The 15,871-nt window shown below is 63.5% G+C and carries 13 protein-coding genes; 7 read left to right on the top strand and 6 right to left on the bottom strand.

Annotated elements, in window-relative coordinates:
• The first annotated feature begins 213 nt into the window (after positions 1 to 213).
• The 4 genes from GGI48_RS26145 (at position 214) to GGI48_RS26130 (ending at position 5,867) form a co-directional block, all read left to right on the top strand.
• Positions 214 to 1,377, top strand: coding sequence for an isovaleryl-CoA dehydrogenase (locus GGI48_RS26145; protein WP_179600731.1), 1,164 nt, complete (start codon positions 214 to 216; stop codon positions 1,375 to 1,377).
• Positions 1,378 to 1,483: 106 nt separating this feature from the next.
• On the top strand, positions 1,484 to 3,088 hold the full coding sequence (locus GGI48_RS26140; RefSeq protein ID WP_103741644.1) for a carboxyl transferase domain-containing protein: 1,605 nt from the start codon (positions 1,484 to 1,486) through the stop codon (positions 3,086 to 3,088).
• A gap of 17 nt (positions 3,089 to 3,105) precedes the next feature.
• On the top strand, positions 3,106 to 3,924 hold the full coding sequence (locus tag GGI48_RS26135; protein ID WP_016965744.1) for a gamma-carboxygeranoyl-CoA hydratase: 819 nt from the start codon (positions 3,106 to 3,108) through the stop codon (positions 3,922 to 3,924).
• Positions 3,921 to 5,867 (top strand): acetyl/propionyl/methylcrotonyl-CoA carboxylase subunit alpha, encoded by a 1,947-nt coding sequence (locus GGI48_RS26130; RefSeq protein ID WP_179600729.1) that lies wholly within the window; start codon positions 3,921 to 3,923, stop codon positions 5,865 to 5,867. Before GGI48_RS26135 ends, GGI48_RS26130 begins: the two co-directional genes overlap by 4 nt.
• 82 nt (positions 5,868 to 5,949) lie before the next feature.
• Here GGI48_RS26130 and GGI48_RS26125 read toward each other — a convergent pair whose 3' ends face one another.
• Positions 5,950 to 6,666 (bottom strand): formylglycine-generating enzyme family protein, encoded by a 717-nt coding sequence (locus GGI48_RS26125; protein ID WP_179600727.1) that lies wholly within the window; start codon positions 6,664 to 6,666, stop codon positions 5,950 to 5,952.
• A gap of 134 nt (positions 6,667 to 6,800) precedes the next feature.
• On the bottom strand, positions 6,801 to 7,466 hold the full coding sequence (locus GGI48_RS26120) for a LexA family protein (protein WP_047305333.1): 666 nt from the start codon (positions 7,464 to 7,466) through the stop codon (positions 6,801 to 6,803).
• Positions 7,467 to 7,599: 133 nt separating this feature from the next.
• On the opposite strand from GGI48_RS26120, the gene GGI48_RS26115 reads away from it, so the two are divergent.
• Both GGI48_RS26115 and GGI48_RS26110 read left to right on the top strand, forming a co-directional pair.
• On the top strand, positions 7,600 to 7,947 hold the full coding sequence (locus GGI48_RS26115) for a DUF6124 family protein (RefSeq protein WP_047305334.1): 348 nt from the start codon (positions 7,600 to 7,602) through the stop codon (positions 7,945 to 7,947).
• Between the two features lie 489 nt (positions 7,948 to 8,436).
• Positions 8,437 to 9,591 carry a M14-type cytosolic carboxypeptidase gene (locus GGI48_RS26110; RefSeq protein ID WP_016965749.1) on the top strand — a complete coding sequence of 385 codons (1,155 nt, stop codon included), beginning with the start codon at positions 8,437 to 8,439 and terminating at the stop codon, positions 9,589 to 9,591.
• Positions 9,592 to 9,636: 45 nt separating this feature from the next.
• Here GGI48_RS26110 and GGI48_RS26105 read toward each other — a convergent pair whose 3' ends face one another.
• Positions 9,637 to 10,083: a winged helix-turn-helix transcriptional regulator gene (locus tag GGI48_RS26105; RefSeq protein ID WP_016965750.1), complete on the bottom strand. Its 447-nt coding sequence runs from the start codon at positions 10,081 to 10,083 to the stop codon at positions 9,637 to 9,639.
• A gap of 103 nt (positions 10,084 to 10,186) precedes the next feature.
• On the opposite strand from GGI48_RS26105, the gene GGI48_RS26100 reads away from it, so the two are divergent.
• On the top strand, positions 10,187 to 11,413 hold the full coding sequence (locus GGI48_RS26100; RefSeq protein ID WP_179600726.1) for an MFS transporter: 1,227 nt from the start codon (positions 10,187 to 10,189) through the stop codon (positions 11,411 to 11,413).
• Between the two features lie 139 nt (positions 11,414 to 11,552).
• Here GGI48_RS26100 and GGI48_RS26095 read toward each other — a convergent pair whose 3' ends face one another.
• The 3 genes from GGI48_RS26095 to GGI48_RS26085 all read right to left on the bottom strand — a co-directional run bounded on the left by GGI48_RS26095 (position 11,553) and on the right by GGI48_RS26085 (position 15,843).
• Positions 11,553 to 12,491 (bottom strand): spore coat U domain-containing protein, encoded by a 939-nt coding sequence (locus tag GGI48_RS26095; RefSeq protein ID WP_179602132.1) that lies wholly within the window; start codon positions 12,489 to 12,491, stop codon positions 11,553 to 11,555.
• Between the two features lie 83 nt (positions 12,492 to 12,574).
• Positions 12,575 to 14,932: a fimbria/pilus outer membrane usher protein gene (locus GGI48_RS26090; protein ID WP_179600724.1), complete on the bottom strand. Its 2,358-nt coding sequence runs from the start codon at positions 14,930 to 14,932 to the stop codon at positions 12,575 to 12,577.
• Positions 14,933 to 15,051: 119 nt separating this feature from the next.
• The gene (locus GGI48_RS26085; protein ID WP_179600722.1) at positions 15,052 to 15,843 is read right to left on the bottom strand and encodes a molecular chaperone; all 792 of its coding nucleotides are present in this window, start codon (positions 15,841 to 15,843) and stop codon (positions 15,052 to 15,054) included.
• Positions 15,844 to 15,871 lie beyond the last annotated feature (28 nt).

The raw sequence follows: 15,871 nt of genomic DNA, 5'->3' as shown, positions 1-15,871 counted from the left end.
CTTTATTAGTGGGTGTTCAGGAGTCAGGCGAAAGGTGCAAAAAAGCCTGGCCCCAATCGAAAGCCCTGCTACTCTGGCGCAAGTTGACGTTTACGTAAAGGGCGATTGACAGCCTTCGGTCGCAGATTTACGTTAACGTAAAGGTGAGAGCCCGCCAGCGCCGCTCTCCACGTCTCCTCTCTCAATAAAAACAAGTGTGAAGGTGCCCACGCCATGAGTTATCCGACCCTGAACTTCGCCCTCGGTGAAACCATCGACATGCTGCGCCAACAGGTCCAGGCCTTCATCAAGGCCGAGCTGGCACCGCGGGCGGCCCAGATCGATGTCGACAACCTGTTTCCCGCCGACATGTGGCGCAAGTTCGGTGACATGGGCCTCTTGGGCATCACCGTGGCCGAAGAGTACGGCGGTGCCGGCCTGGGTTACCTGGCGCATGTGGTCGCCATGGAAGAAATCAGCCGCGGCTCGGCCTCGGTGGCGCTGTCCTACGGCGCCCACTCCAACCTCTGCGTGAACCAGATCAACCGCAACGGCACCCACGAGCAGAAGAGCAAGTACCTGCCCAAGCTGATCAGCGGCGAACACATCGGCGCCCTGGCCATGAGCGAGCCCAACGCCGGTTCCGACGTGGTGTCGATGAAGCTGCGCGCCGACAAGCGCGGCGACCGTTTCGTGCTCAACGGCAGCAAGACCTGGATCACCAACGGCCCCGACGCCAACACCTATGTGATCTACGCCAAGACCGACCTGGAAAAAGGCCCCCACGGCATCACCGCCTTCATCGTCGAGCGCGACTGGAAAGGCTTCAGCCGCAGCAACAAGTTCGACAAGCTGGGCATGCGCGGCTCCAACACCTGCGAGCTGTTCTTCGATGATGTGGAAGTACCGGAGGAAAACATCCTCGGCGTGCTCAATGGTGGCGTCAAAGTCCTGATGAGCGGCCTGGACTACGAGCGCGTGGTGCTCTCCGGCGGCCCGACCGGGATCATGCAGGCCTGCATGGACCTGGTGGTGCCCTACATTCACGACCGCAAGCAGTTCGGCCAGAGCATCGGCGAGTTCCAGCTGATCCAGGGCAAGATCGCCGACATGTACACCCAGCTCAACGCCAGCCGCGCCTACCTGTATGCCGTGGCCCAGGCCTGCGAACGCGGCGAAACCACCCGCAAGGACGCCGCCGGGGTGATTCTCTATAGCGCCGAACGTGCCACCCAGATGGCCCTGGATGCGATCCAGATCCTCGGCGGCAACGGCTACATCAACGAATTCCCGGCCGGCCGCCTGCTGCGTGACGCCAAGCTTTACGAAATCGGCGCCGGCACCAGCGAGATCCGCCGCATGCTGATCGGCCGCGAACTGTTCAACGAAACCAAGTAAGAGCAGCCGCAAGTTGCGAGCTACGAGCGGCACGCCAAAGCTGCCGTCATACCGACTTACTTTTGCAGCTTGAAGCTTGTCGCTTGAAGCTGCCGTAGGCCCTCCCATGATTCTGAAGTCTCAGCTCAACCCGAAATCCCCCGAGTTCGCGCAGAACGCGGCCAGCATGCTGGCCCAGGTCGACGCCCTGCACGGCCTGCTCGCCCAGGTCCAGCAAGGCGGTGGCGCCAAGGCCCAGGAGCGCCACACTTCCCGGGGCAAACTGCTGCCGCGCGAGCGTATCAACCGCCTGCTCGATCCTGGCTCGCCGTTTCTTGAACTCAGCCCCCTGGCCGCCTACGAGGTCTATGGCGAAGACGTGCCGGCCGCCGGGCTGATTGCCGGCATCGGCCGGGTGGAAGGCATCGAGTGCATGATCGTGGCCAACGACGCCACGGTGAAAGGCGGTTCCTACTACCCGCTGACGGTGAAAAAGCACCTGCGGGCCCAGACCATCGCCCAGCAGAACCGCCTGCCGTGCATCTACCTGGTGGACTCCGGCGGCGCCAACCTGCCACGCCAGGACGAAGTGTTCCCGGACCGCGAGCACTTCGGACGGATCTTTTTCAACCAGGCCAACATGAGCGCCCAGGGCATCCCGCAGATCGCCGTGGTCATGGGCTCCTGCACCGCCGGTGGCGCCTACGTACCGGCCATGGCCGACGAAGCGATCATGGTCCGTGAACAGGCGACCATCTTCCTGGCCGGTCCGCCCCTGGTGAAAGCCGCCACCGGCGAAGTGGTGAGTGCCGAAGACCTGGGCGGTGCCGACGTGCACTGCAAGGTTTCCGGGGTCGCCGACCACTACGCCGACAGCGACGAACACGCCCTGGCCCTGGCGCGGCGCAGCGTGGCCAACCTCAACTGGCACAAGCAGGGGCAATTGCAGCAACGCACCCCGATCGCCCCGCTGTACGCCGGCGACGAGCTCTATGGCGTGGTGCCGGCCGATGCCAAGCAGCCCTTCGATGTGCGCGAAGTCATTGCCCGACTGGTGGACGGCTCGCTGTTCGATGAATTCAAGGCCCTGTTCGGCACCACCCTGGTCTGCGGTTTCGCCCACCTGCACGGCTATCCGGTGGCCATTCTCGCCAACAACGGCATCCTGTTCGCCGAAGCCGCGCAAAAAGGCGCGCACTTCATCGAGCTGGCCTGCCAGCGCGGCATTCCCCTGCTGTTCCTGCAGAACATCACCGGCTTCATGGTGGGACAGAAATACGAAGCCGGCGGCATCGCCAAACACGGCGCCAAGCTGGTGACCGCGGTGGCCTGCGCCAAGGTGCCGAAACTCACCGTGATCATCGGCGGCAGCTTCGGCGCCGGTAACTACGGCATGTGCGGCCGCGCCTATGACCCGCGCTTTTTGTGGATGTGGCCCAACGCGCGAATCGGCGTGATGGGCGCCGAACAGGCGGCCGGCGTACTGGTTCAGGTCAAGCGCGAACAGGCGGAACGTGGCGGACAGCCGTTCGACGCGGCCCAGGAAGCCGAAATCAAGCAGCCGATCCTCGATCAGTACGAGCACCAGGGGCACCCCTACTACTCCAGTGCACGCCTGTGGGACGACGGCGTCATCGACCCGGCGCAAACCCGTGACGTACTGGGCCTGGCCCTGTCCGCGGCCCTCAACGCCCCCATCGAACAGAGCCGCTTCGGCGTGTTCCGCATGTAATCCTGCGCGAGAAGAACATGAGCGACTTCAATACCCTGGAACTGCTGCGCGACCCCCGTGGTTTTGCCACCCTGTGGCTCAGCCGCGAAACCAAGAACAACGCCTTCAATGCCGAGATGATCCGCGAGCTGATCCTCGCCCTGGACCAGGTTCAGGCCGATCCGAGCCTGCGTTTCCTGTTGCTGCGCGGACGCGGCCGGCACTTCAGCGCCGGCGCCGACCTGGCCTGGATGCAACAGTCGGCCGAACTCGACTACCAGACCAACCTCGACGACGCCCGGGAACTGGCGGAGCTGATGTACAACCTGGCCAAGCTGAAGATCCCGACCCTGGCCGTGGTGCAAGGCGCAGCGTTCGGCGGAGCCCTGGGCCTGATCAGTTGCTGCGACATGGCGATTGGCACCGACGATGCGCAGTTCTGCCTCTCGGAAGTGCGCATCGGCCTGGCGCCGGCAGTCATCAGCCCGTTCGTGGTGCAGGCCATCGGCGAGCGCGCCGCCCGGCGCTATGCCCTCACCGCCGAACGTTTTGGCGGCCAGCGCGCGCGGGACATCGGCTTGCTGGCGGAAAGCTACCCGGCTACCGAGCTGGAACAGCACGTGAACCAATGGATCGACAACCTGCTGCTCAACAGTCCCCAGGCCATGCGCGCCAGCAAGGACCTGTTGCGGGAAGTCGGCAACGGCGCCCTGACCACGGCCCTGCGCCGCTACTGTGAGAACGCCATCGCGCGCATCCGGGTCAGCGCCGAAGGCCAGGAGGGCCTGCGGGCGTTCCTGGACAAACGTCCGCCCAGCTGGCAGTCCGCGACCACCACCAAGGAGCCCCGCTCATGAGCGCCCCTGTTCTCGACACCCTGCTGGTGGCCAACCGCGGCGAGATCGCCTGCCGCGTGATGCGCACCGCCAAGGCCCTGGGCCTGACCACCGTGGCCGTGCACAGCGCCACCGACCGTGACGCCCGGCACAGCCGCGAGGCGGATATCCGTGTCGATCTGGGCGGCAGCAAGGCCGCCGACAGTTACCTGCAGATCGATAAGCTGATTGCCGCGGCCAAGGCCAGTGGCGCCCAGGCCATTCACCCCGGCTACGGCTTTCTCTCGGAGAACGCCGGTTTTGCCCGAGCCATCGAAGCCGCCGGGCTGATTTTCCTCGGTCCGCCCGCCTCGGCCATCGACGCCATGGGCAGTAAATCGGCGGCCAAGGCGCTGATGGAAACCGCCGGCGTGCCGTTGGTGCCGGGTTATCACGGCGAAGCCCAGGACTTGGACACCTTCCGCAATGCCGCCGAGCGCATCGGCTACCCGGTGCTGCTCAAGGCCACCGCGGGCGGTGGCGGCAAGGGCATGAAGGTGGTCGAGGACGTCAGCCAGCTGGCTGAAGCCCTGGCCTCGGCACAGCGTGAAGCCCAGTCGTCCTTCGGCGATTCGCGGATGCTGGTGGAAAAGTACCTGCTCAAGCCGCGGCACGTGGAAATCCAGGTGTTTGCCGACCAACACGGCAACTGCCTGTACCTCAACGAGCGCGACTGCTCGATCCAGCGCCGCCACCAGAAAGTGGTCGAGGAAGCCCCCGCTCCGGGCCTCAGCCCTGAGCTGCGCAAAGCCATGGGCGAGGCGGCCGTGCGCGCAGCCCAGGCCATTGGCTATGTGGGCGCCGGCACCGTGGAGTTTCTCCTGGATGCCCGCGGCGAATTCTTCTTCATGGAGATGAATACCCGGCTGCAAGTGGAGCACCCGGTGACCGAGGCCATCACCGGCCTGGACCTGGTGGCCTGGCAGATCCGCGTGGCACGAGGCGAAGCCCTGCCCATCAGCCAGGAGCAGGTGCCGCTGCACGGGCATGCGATCGAAGTGCGGCTGTACGCCGAAGATCCAGCCAATGACTTTCTGCCGGCCACCGGGCGCCTGGAGCTGTACCGCGAGTCGGCTGCCGGGCCCGGGCGCCGGGTGGACAGCGGGGTTGAGGAAGGCGATAGCGTTTCACCCTTCTACGACCCGATGCTGGGCAAGTTGATTGCCTGGGGCGAGGACCGCGAACAGGCGCGTCTGCGGCTATTGAGCATGCTTGACGAATTCGCCATCGGTGGCCTGAAAACCAACCTGGCGTTCCTGCGGCGCATCATTGCTCATCCGGCATTCGCCGAGGCGCAACTGGATACCGGATTTATCCCACGCCATCAGGAGCAACTCCTGCCAGCGCCAAGCGAACCGACTACGGACTTCTGGCACGCAGCCGCCCAGGCCTTTGCGCAAAGTCAGCCGCAGCGCACCCGCGACGACGACCCTCAATCGCCCTGGTCAAGGCTCAACGGCTGGCGCAGTGGCCTGCCAGCCCAGACCAGCCTGCACCTGAGTTGTGCCGGCCAGGACCGGGCCATCAGCCTTGGGGCTCACTCCCCCGCCTATCAGTTGCAAGGCGAACACCTGTGGGTCGAGCAACAGGGGCAGCGTCGTGAACATCGCGCCATTCGTCGTGGCGACACCCTGTACCTGCACTGGCAGGGCGACATGCATGCCATCACCGCCTTCGACCCGATCGCCGCCGCAGACGCCAGTCATAGCCAGCATGGCGGGCTCACGGCGCCGATGAATGGCAGTATCGTGCGGGTGCTGGTGGGTGTCGGACAAAGCGTCGAGGCCGGTGCGCAACTGGTGGTACTGGAAGCGATGAAGATGGAGCACAGCATCCGCGCGCCCAAGGCGGGAATCGTCAAGGCGCTGTACTGCCAGGAAGGTGAGATGGTCAGCGAAGGCAGTGCGTTGGTGGAGTTGGAATAAGCGCAGGTCAAGCAGATGCACTCTCCGGCCCTTGTGGGCCTGGAGAGTGCTTTGTCACCGTCATTGCGATATCGGGTTCCAGCTAAGCCTGCGTTGGCTGTGCCAATGATCGGGCCAGTCGAAAACCCAGGTCTTCAATACGGAAGGTCGGATGGCTGCGGCGGCGATTGGATGCCAGGCAACCGCGACTCTGATCGCTCCAGCCACCCCCGCGAAAGACTCGATAGCTGCCGTAAACCTGCGGATCGTATTGATCCCAGCACCACTCCCAGACGTTCCCCAGCATGTCGTGCAAACCAAAGCCATTGGGCGCCTTCAGCCCCACGGGATGGGTGCGCTCCCCGGCATTCTGTGCGTACCAGGCGATCTCGTCCAAGTCACCGTACTGCACCGGGCCGTCCCCGGCGCGACAGGCGTATTCCCACTCGGCGTCAGTGGGCAGCCGAAACCCGCAACGCTGCCGATCCCAATGCACGTACTCATCAGCCAAGTGGATGTCGTACACCGGTTCAAGATCCAGCAGGCGGGATAGACGATTGCAGAACTCCACGGCATCCAACCAGGAAACGCATTCCACTGGCGCATCCTGGTGTTCAAAGTGCGCAGGGGATGCTTGCATGACCTCAAGGTAGAGCGCCTGGGTGGTGGGAAACCGACAGAGTTGGAAGCCCTCGATGTCACTGCTCCATTGGCTTTTCTTCCGGTCATCTCGCTGGGTGATTTGACCGGCGGGCAGAGTGAGCATCGAGCCATCCAAGTGCTGAACACTCAGGCGTGGTTCCTCAACGTCAATGAACATGCATTCGACCTTATAAAAAGGAGCAGGGCCACAAGCATAAACCTGTGCCATGAATTGACAGAAGGAAGAGGACTGCATTCGTTTAAACGGCCAGCCTTTCCTACATAGGTTGTAGGAAAAGGCTTGGCAGTTAGTTAAAACTTCGCAGTTGCTTGTACGACTACACCAATAACCCGGCACTCGTCGCTGTAGAGCATCTTCGGATAAGTGGGATTGAGTGGTACCAGATAACGCTGACTACCCTCTTGTACCAACTTGCGAAAGATCGCCTCGTCATTCCCGGGACACTGCACGACCAGCAACTTCCCAGGCTCGGCCGCAACGGCCGGATCCACCAGGATCAGCATGCCCTGACTGATGCTCAGGCCGCTTGGAGCGATCATCGCGTCACCGACCACCACCAGCCAGAAGGCTGCGCCCTGCGCCTGGTAGTCGGACAGTTCGTAACGCTCGGGCACATAGGCCGACTGGCCATTCTCCCGGACTTCTCCGACCATCCGCCAATCGCTGACCGGATAGCGGAAATACGGGTTGTATTTGTGCTGCAGGGAAGGCTCGTCCACCAGGGGTTCGCCATCGTCGCCGAGCATGGGTTTTTCGCGGACCACCAGGGCAACTTCAAGAAAGCCCATGCCGATCTCTTCAAGCACCCGGTTCATGTCTTCGATTTTCGGCTGGCGACGCTTGCTCAGCCAATGACCGATACCACCTTGAGACATGCCCAGACGCTCGGCGAGTTTTTCCTGTGTGACCTTGCGGCCTTTCATGTTGGCTTTAACCAACTCGATCCATTTGTCCATGGGCCGAACAATACGTTGTGTATTTCCCGCCTCAACACACAAGTTGTAGTATTTGAAATCTCGTCACAATTACAATACGTATTAACATCGTTCCTACCCCTCTTTCCTTATCACCATCAGGGCAGAACACTTCATGAACACAAGCAGCAAGGACGTGCCGCAATTCGATACAGAGGCCACATTGAACGCGCTCAAGGACAGCGATGCGGCACGGCGAGCAATGGACTACTACTTGAAACCCGCCATTACCGAGCCCAGCAAGGAGGAAAAGTTTTTCGAGATCAGACGCAGCCTGAGCAGCGAGGAAGCCATGATCCATGCATCCGATCTATTGCGCTGCGCGGCAGCCACCGCCTATGACGCCGCCAACAATCTGCGGGGAGCCAACCGTGACCTGGCGTTTTCGGTGGTGCACATGATCGACCTGGCCAAGGCCCTGGTGGACAAGTGCCTGGAATGCCAGCGTGGTGAGTCCAGCTAGGGTGCCTGATCCCCTCCCGACAGGAGGGTGGACAAGTGGGCAAGATAAAAAGGGAGGATTATTTACCGGAACGCGAGGAAAATCATTTGACTTGCAAATGATAATGATTATTATTGCACTCAGCTGATCGCGAGATCGGTCGATAACCCAAAGGACCTTAGGTCGGACCTCTGGATTATCTCCTCATCAGGCTAATCACGGTTTTTGACCCGGCTTTTTGCCGGGTCTTTTTTTTGCCAGTTTTTCTGGCTTGGCTTCAGGCTAATGAAGACGTGGGTGCTGCTAAAAATAATGGCGGCGATGATAGCAAAAGAATGTCGTTTTGCAAGTCAGCACCTGGCGCCATGCTCCGGGTCAAGAAAAAAGTAGCGCTTGAGAATCAATCGCATAGCCACTAAGCTGCTTTGGCGTCAAGGACGACGCCCCCCTTCTATTACCCTCTCCAGTGTGTAGAGTGACGGTCATAACAATCCTGTACAGGAGCCGAACATGACCGTGGGCAATCACGCTTCGTTTCAAATCACTGCCGACTTCGACAGTGGCAACATCAAGGTGCTGGACATCAGCAATCCACTGCAGGCCCTGCTGGCCATCCGCCCGGATACCCAGAGTCCGCATTTCCAATGGTTTCACTTCAAGGTCAGCGGCCTGCATGTCGGCCAGGAACACTGGTTCCGTCTGACCAATGCCAGCCAGTCCTCCTACAACAAGGCCTGGACCGGCTACCAGGCCGTCGCTTCCTATGACCATGTGAACTGGTTTCGCGTACCGACGATCTTCGAAGGCGACGCCCTGCGCTTCAATCTGGAAGCCACCCAGACTCACGCCTGGTTCGCCTACTTCGAGCCCTACAGCCGCGGACGCCACGACTGGCTGATCGACCAGGCCTTGAGCAAGGCCGGCGCCCAATTGCTGGCCGTGGGCAAAAGCGTCGAAGGCCGGGACATCCAGCTGCTGCGCAAGGGCAGCGGCGAGCAAGGCCGACGCAAGCTGTGGATCATCGCCCAGCAGCATCCCGGCGAGCACATGGCCGAGTGGTTCATGGAAGGCGTGATCGAGCGCCTGCAGCAGCGGGATGACCCGGAACTCAATGCACTGCTGGCCAAGGCCGATCTGTATCTGGTGCCGAACATGAACCCGGATGGCGCGTTCCATGGCCACCTGCGGACCAACGCCAAGGGCCAGGACCTGAATCGCGCCTGGCAGAACGCCAGCCAGGAGCTCAGCCCCGAAGTGCTGTTCGTCCAGCAGCAGATGGAAAAGTACGGCGTCGACCTGTTCCTCGATGTACACGGCGATGAAGAGATTCCCTACGTATTCACCGCCGGCTGCGAAGGCAACCCGGGCTACACGCCACGACTGGCGGCGCTCGAAGAGCATTTCCGCAGCCACCTGAAGCGCCAGACCCGGGATTTCCAGACCACCCACGGTTACGCCCGGGACAACCCCGGAGAGGCCAACATGACCCTGGCCTGCAACGCCGTCGGGGAAAAATACGATTGCCTGGCATTGACCCTGGAGATGCCCTTCAAGGATCACGACGATGCCCCCAACCCGGTGACCGGCTGGTCCGGCAAGCGCTCCATGCAATTGGGCAAGGATGTGCTGAGTACCCTCGCCGATCTGGTGGACAGCCTGCGCTAAGCCATGCCGACGACTGCGGGAAGCGCTCCCGCAGTCGTCATGTACTCACGACGCCGGCACCCGCAGGCAATCGTCCGGCCCCAGCAAGCGCCCATCCGCTGTCCGCAGTTCCAGTGCCGGCAGCGGTTGCCCGGTTTCCCGGTCGACCATTCGCGAATGCGCCTCGCCCTCCGCGTAGAAAAACGCCTCGCCCCATTGGCGCAAACCGATGATCAGAGGAAACAACCCCTTGCCCTTCTGCGTCAGGACGTACTCCTGATAGGCACTGCCATCGGAGGCGGGCACAACCGCCAGCACCCCATGTTCCACCAAGGTGCGCAGGCGCGCGGCGAGGATGTTCTTGGCCATGCCCAGGTTGCGCTGGAACTCGCCAAAGCGGCGGATGCCGTCAAAGGCATCGCGCACGATCAGTAACGACCACCAGTCGCCAATGGCGTCCAAGGAGCGGGCCACCGGGCACTCGGCATCTTGCAGGCTCGTGCGTTTGACCATGTCGAGGATTCTCCAGACAGGCAGCGGAAAAGTGGTTGCAATATAAAACCGCGATCACTACCGTACAACTGGTTTCATAACAAAACCAGATACGGAGTCCGCCATGTCATCAGAATCCTCAACCCCCTCGCCACTGTCAGCCAAGGTGGTGCTGTTGTTCGCCGTAGCCTGCGGGCTGGCGGTGGGCAACGTGTACTACGCACAACCGCTGCTGGACGCCATGGCCCAGGCCTTCGACCTGGCGCCGGCCACGGTGGGCATCGTCATCACCCTGACCCAGGTGGGTTACGGCCTCGGCCTGCTGTTGCTGGTGCCCCTGGGCGACCTGCTCAATCGCCGACGCTTGATCGTCAGCCAGACCCTGCTGTCGGTCCTGGCCCTGTTGACCGTGGCCCTGGCCCCCAACAGCGCCTGGCTGTTACTGGGCATGGCCTGCACCGGCCTGCTGGCGGTGGTGACCCAGGTGCTGGTGGCCTACGCCGCCCACCTGACGCCGGTCGCTCAACGCGGACGGGTGGTGGGCATGGTCACCAGCGGCATCGTCGTGGGCATCCTCCTGGCCCGCACCGTGGCCGGCACCATGGCCGATCTGGCGGGCTGGCGCTCGGTGTACCTGCTGTCGGCCGGGCTGACCCTGCTGGTGGCCCTGGCCCTGTGGAAGGTGCTGCCGACCGCTGAACAGCCGCCAGCGGTGCAACGCTACGGGCAACTGCTCGGCTCCCTGCTGCTCTTGTTCAAGGAGGAAAAGATCCTGCGCGACCGGGCTGTCCTGGCCATGCTGATTTTCGCCGCCGGCACTGTGTTATGGACCCCGCTGGTGCTGCCCCTGAGCGCCCCGCCGCTGTCGCTGTCACACACCGAGATCGGTCTGTTCGGCCTGGCCGGCGCCGCGGGCGCCCTGGGCGCGGCACGGGCCGGACACCTAGCGGATCGCGGGCTGGCGCAGTGGACCAGTGGCCTGGCCCTGACGCTGATGCTGCTGTCCTGGTTGCCCCTGGCCTTTACCCAATCCTCCTTGTGGGCCCTGCTCGTCGGGGTGATCACCTTCGACCTGGGCCTGCAGGCGGTCCACGTCACCAGCCAGAGCCTGATCTACAGCGTGCGCCCGCAAGCCCAGAGTCGTCTGGCGGCCGGTTACATGCTGTTCTACTCGGCCGGCAGCGCCGGCGGCTCCATCGCCGCCACCGCCACCTACGCCTGGGCCGGCTGGACCGGGGTGTGCCTGCTGGGCGCCGCCATCAACGGCGTGGCACTGGCCTATTGGCTGTGGAGCCTGAACCCCGGAAAACACCCGGTCACTGCGCACTGCGCCAGTTCAGCGCGTCCCTAAGAGGCTCGCCCGAAAGTGTTTCAACCCCGACCCCGCACCATGCGTTGCAGCAGCGCGGCGCCAGGGAACCGCCAGCCAGGGCATGACTGAGCCAAAGCACCTCGGGCGGACGACGGCGATATCAATGGCGCGGTGGTTCCTAGAACCCCACATCCAGCACCACGTTGTCGACATAGGTGCCGGCCGGCGGAGTGTTCTGGTCGGTATAGATCCGGGCGTTGTAGTTGAAGATCTGGCTGCCGGTGCCCAGGCCGTTGCCCGGGTTGACCTCGGCATCTGTGCTGGAGCGCCGGGCACTGCCGACACTGCCCCAGCGAGTGTTGCCGGCACTTTTGAAGATGTCATAGGCCAGGTAATTGCCGCTGGAAACCATCCGTCGCCGACCGCCCGTGCTCACCGGCTGCTGGCCATCGCTCAAACCCACGGTGTAGGCGCTGCCCTTGGTGCAGGCCAGGTTGATGGTCTGCCCGGTCACCGTGGCAAAGGCGCTGACCACCGGCGCACTGCCGAAACTGATGTTGGGCGCGGTGATCACGCAATCGTTGGACACCGTCATGTTGACTGTCAGGGCCTGGGTGCCGCTGCCGATATCACGCCCCAGGCAGGCGCCCAGTGCGCCGATCCCGGCGCAGTAGTTCCAGCTCCAGAAGATGCTCAGGTTCTCGGTATAGACCCCGGCCGCCACGTTGCTGCCGGTGATGGTCCCCATGTAGATCGGCACGGTCTTGGCCACGGTGGGGCTGCCCAGCAAACCAAGCACATCGATGATCGAGTTGCGGGCGAAGTCGAACTGCACCCCCCGAGTGATCGGGTAGCTGGTGCTGTTGTTGGCGTACAGGGTGTAGCCGATGACGTCGCCGGTGGGGCCGACCATGCCGCTGGTGGCGGAAGTGATGGTGGCGTAGAAGTGGTCGCTGCTGGTCAACAGGCTCAGCAACGAGCCGGTGCAACTCAGGCCGGCATTGGTGGTGGAGGCCGGCTGCGAAGTGGTTCGCACCAGGATCGAGCTGAGCGTGCCGAACCCCGCCGGCGCGGTACTGACCGTGGTGCACAGCGCCTGGGCCGACAGCGCCAGCATGCTGGCCAAGAGTCCCGCCACTGCCTGTCGCCAGCCCTTGAATCTGCCCACGCCTCGCCCTCCCTTGCGTCTTGATCCTGCCGCTACTGACAGACCAGCGGGCCGATCAGCGGCACCTGCTGCTGTTGCAGGTCCATATCGAACTGCGCATGACAGCGCTGGCCATCGGCCAGGCCGACTTCCAGGCTGTTGTGTTGCGCCAGGTTCTCCAGGTACACCAGCCCATCCCAGCCGACCACCGCCCGGGTGCCGCTCGGCTGGTGGGTCACACTGCTCCCCAGAGGCAACTCCCGTTGCTGGGCATCCACCAGCACCACGCTGGCGGCGATCACCCGGGCCAGGGGAAACTCCAGCAGATAGCCGCTGCCCCGGCGTACCGCCACCCGCTGCTCGACATTCGGACTCTGCACGTTGGCCGGCAGGTTCAGCGGATCGATCTCGTACTTGCCCCGGTAGTAGGCGCTGCTCCAGGGCACCAGCAGGTGCCCACTGTTGTCGGTCTTGCCCACCAACTGGTTTTCATAGCGCACCGGTATGTCCGGGTAGCCGCCGGTGCTGACCACCACGAAGGCGTCGTCGATCTGGTTGGCGGCGAACAACTGGCGGTCCATCCACACCAGCGAACCACTGGCATCGGCCCAGCGAGTCTCGGCTTCGCGGGTGCCGTAGACCCCGGCCTGCAGACGCACCGATTGCAGGCGCCAGGTGGCATCCGCCTGGCGATAGTCGGCACCGGCGCCGGTGGCATACCCCAGGTTGTATCCGACACCCCCCTCAAGCGGCACCGAACGACTGAAATTGACCCGCTGGCGGTTTTCCCCAGTCTTGCTGCGCTCGTTGCTCAGGCTCAGGCTGCCGTGCAGATCGAAGGGAATCACCAGTTGCGCCTGCAGGGCCCACTGGCTGTTGCCGATCTCCCGGTTGGCCGACAGGTAGAAGCTGCTGTTGTGCCACAACGGCTTGCTCCAGGTCAGGTTCAGCAAGCGGGTGCGGCTCGAATCGGCGGCCCGCACATCGAAATAACCGGCCCCCAGGCTGCCGTAACGCTCCAGATTGAGGCTCAGGGTCAGTTGCTCGCTGCGCTGGCTGAGACGGGTGTAGGGACTGTCGAGCAGACTCAGGTCGGCGTACTGGTCACGACGCTGCATGCGCTGGTACGCGAGGCTGAAGCGCTGGTTGTTGTACTGGTAGCCGAAGCTCAACTGCTGGCCGCCGCTGCCATCGAAGCGGCTCTGGCTGAGCGCGGTATTGAGCACGCCGAAGTGCCCCAGGCCCAGGTTGCCGCCCAATCCGCCCAGCGTCAGGGAATCCGCGGCTTCGGCGTGGGCCTCCAGGGTCAGGCTGTCGCTCAGGCCATGGCGCAGGCTGCCGGATGCGACGCCCGGGCCATAGCCGAAATCACGCAAGCTGTAGTCACGACGCAGGTTGCCCGCGGCCACCGAGAAATCCGTCAGGCCCTTCTGCAGCAAGGTGCTGGTGACATAGAACGGCACCGTGGTCGACACCTGGCGCCCCAGGGCATCGGTGGTCACCACCACCGCCTCTCCCGCACCGTTGATGAAGGGAATGTTGGTCAGGGTATAGGGACCGGGCTGCAACTCGCTGCTGCTGGCCTTGTAGCCGTTGATGAACAGGTCCAGGGAGGATGGCACCGCCGCTTCCCCGGCAAACTGCGGCAAGGGATAGGTCACCAGGTCCGGACGCACGGCGAAGTCCCGTGACAGCTGGACCCCGCCCAGGCGCACCGAACTGCTCCAGGGCAAGGCGCTGCTCACCACGTCACCCGCCTCATAGGTCAGCAGGCGCTCCTCATCGGAAAAACGCCAGGTGGTGTCGTAGCGCCCATAGCCATTGTTCAGCGAAGCACTTTCAACCCCGGACAAGGTGCGCCGGTACTGGCCGGTATTGGACAGGGTGCCCCAGGTGTCGAACAGCCGCACTTCGTTCCAGGCCGCCAGGTAAGTGCCGCCGTCATCGGTGTCATTGAGGTACAGGTCATAGTTGAGCAGCGCGCCGAAACTGCTCAGCGCCGGGGTTCGCGGATAGGCCTGGCGACTGCCGATGAACTGCTCCGGCAACCAGTCCGGCGGCACATCCAGCAGCAGGCGCTGGCCCTGGCTGTCGTAATCGCTGTGCAGGTCCGGCAGGCTCTGCAGATCCACCTCGCCGCCCAGCCCCTGCGGCAGCTTGATCCCGGCGTCCTGCAGCGTCTGCAGCGGCATGAACAGTCGTCCGGCGCGCTGCTCTACCGCCACCACCTTGCCCGTGTTCATCTGATTGATCACCAACTCCAGAAACAATTGCGCGTCGGCCATCGACTCCAGGCTGCTGGGCGGCGGCGGTAGCTCGCCGGCCTGGACGGGCCAGCCCAGCATCACGCCCCACAAGCCGGCAAAAAGCCCTTGCAAGCGCCGGAAACGACGAGCCGGAACCGGGCTCATGGCGGGTTCAAGTCCATCTATGGGCATCTCCATCCCAAGGCGAATGCGCCATCGTGCTCACATCCGTCCGTACCGCTCCCCGATTGCCCTCTTGCCGACGGCCGCGCGACGCCAGTGCTTCAATGCGCAGGCGCCAAACTCTGCAACTGCGGCGCACCGTTGACCCGCAGTTGCAGGGTCGAGTCAGCCGCCAGGGGCTCGGTCAGCGGCCAGCGCATCACCGCGCCGGGCAGGACATACCCCAGCAAGCCCGGCGCCAGCGGCCGGGTCTGCGCGCCCTGTTTGAACCCGACATCGGTCAGGCGCGCATGCACCGCGCCCTGATTGCGCATTTCGAGGAACGTCTTGCCGTCCACCGCCACCTTGCGCCAGCTCAGGTCGGGTACGCCGGCGCCCTTGGGATCGCGCTGGCGGGTGGTGTCCTCCTTGCTCCAGAGTCCGGCGCCATAGGCGAACAGCGGCACCGAGTAGCGCATCTGGAAGCGAATCGCCGCCGCGCTCTTGGCACCGTCCTGCGGGGTGATGGGTTGGGCCGAAGGGATCTCGTCGATGATGATCCGGTACGCCAGCTCCTGCCCCGGCGGCACATCGCGGGTGCGGGTCAGGCGCACCAGTTGCTTCTGCCCGGGTTCGATCTTCGCCACCGGCGGGCTGCAGATGACCTCGCGCTGGTTCTGGTACTGATCGGCAAAGCCGCTCTGGCTCCAGGCAAACACCCGGATCTGCAGGTTGGCCGTCTCGGTGCCACGGTTTTCCAGCCACAAGGCGCTGGCCTGCTGGTCGGCCTCCAGCACCGGGTCGATCGGCCAGATCAGCACCGAGCTGGCGGCCTGTACCGCGGGCACACCGGACAACAGCCCGGCCAATATCAGGTAACGGGTGGCCCGCAGGCCCCGCAAAAGTAAATGCATACTGCTACTCCTTGTCCGCCTGCCGGCT

This window comes from Pseudomonas protegens (genome assembly GCF_013407925.2).
In the GTDB taxonomy this organism is placed as follows: Bacteria; Pseudomonadota; Gammaproteobacteria; order Pseudomonadales; family Pseudomonadaceae; genus Aquipseudomonas; species Aquipseudomonas fluorescens_AP.
The sequence above is the reverse complement of the archived record's forward strand: the minus strand, read 5'-3'. Positions and strand labels throughout refer to the sequence as shown.

Excerpts from the sequence above, each read along its gene's own strand:
- GGI48_RS26125 (WP_179600727.1), bottom strand. The coding sequence starts at position 6,666 with ATGTTCATTGACGTTGAGGAACCACGCCTGAGTGTTCAGCACTTGGAT.
- GGI48_RS26120 (WP_047305333.1), bottom strand. The coding sequence starts at position 7,466 with ATGGACAAATGGATCGAGTTGGTTAAAGCCAACATGAAAGGCCGCAAG.
- GGI48_RS26130 (WP_179600729.1), top strand. The coding sequence starts at position 3,921 with ATGAGCGCCCCTGTTCTCGACACCCTGCTGGTGGCCAACCGCGGCGAG.
- GGI48_RS26145 (WP_179600731.1), top strand. The coding sequence starts at position 214 with ATGAGTTATCCGACCCTGAACTTCGCCCTCGGTGAAACCATCGACATG.
- GGI48_RS26100 (WP_179600726.1), top strand. The coding sequence starts at position 10,187 with ATGTCATCAGAATCCTCAACCCCCTCGCCACTGTCAGCCAAGGTGGTG.
- GGI48_RS26135 (WP_016965744.1), top strand. The coding sequence starts at position 3,106 with ATGAGCGACTTCAATACCCTGGAACTGCTGCGCGACCCCCGTGGTTTT.
- GGI48_RS26090 (WP_179600724.1), bottom strand. The coding sequence starts at position 14,932 with ATGAGCCCGGTTCCGGCTCGTCGTTTCCGGCGCTTGCAAGGGCTTTTT.
- GGI48_RS26095 (WP_179602132.1), bottom strand. The coding sequence starts at position 12,491 with ATGCTGGCGCTGTCGGCCCAGGCGCTGTGCACCACGGTCAGTACCGCG.
- GGI48_RS26110 (WP_016965749.1), top strand. The coding sequence starts at position 8,437 with ATGACCGTGGGCAATCACGCTTCGTTTCAAATCACTGCCGACTTCGAC.
- GGI48_RS26105 (WP_016965750.1), bottom strand. The coding sequence starts at position 10,083 with ATGGTCAAACGCACGAGCCTGCAAGATGCCGAGTGCCCGGTGGCCCGC.
- GGI48_RS26115 (WP_047305334.1), top strand. The coding sequence starts at position 7,600 with ATGAACACAAGCAGCAAGGACGTGCCGCAATTCGATACAGAGGCCACA.
- GGI48_RS26140 (WP_103741644.1), top strand. The coding sequence starts at position 1,484 with ATGATTCTGAAGTCTCAGCTCAACCCGAAATCCCCCGAGTTCGCGCAG.
- GGI48_RS26085 (WP_179600722.1), bottom strand. The coding sequence starts at position 15,843 with ATGCATTTACTTTTGCGGGGCCTGCGGGCCACCCGTTACCTGATATTG.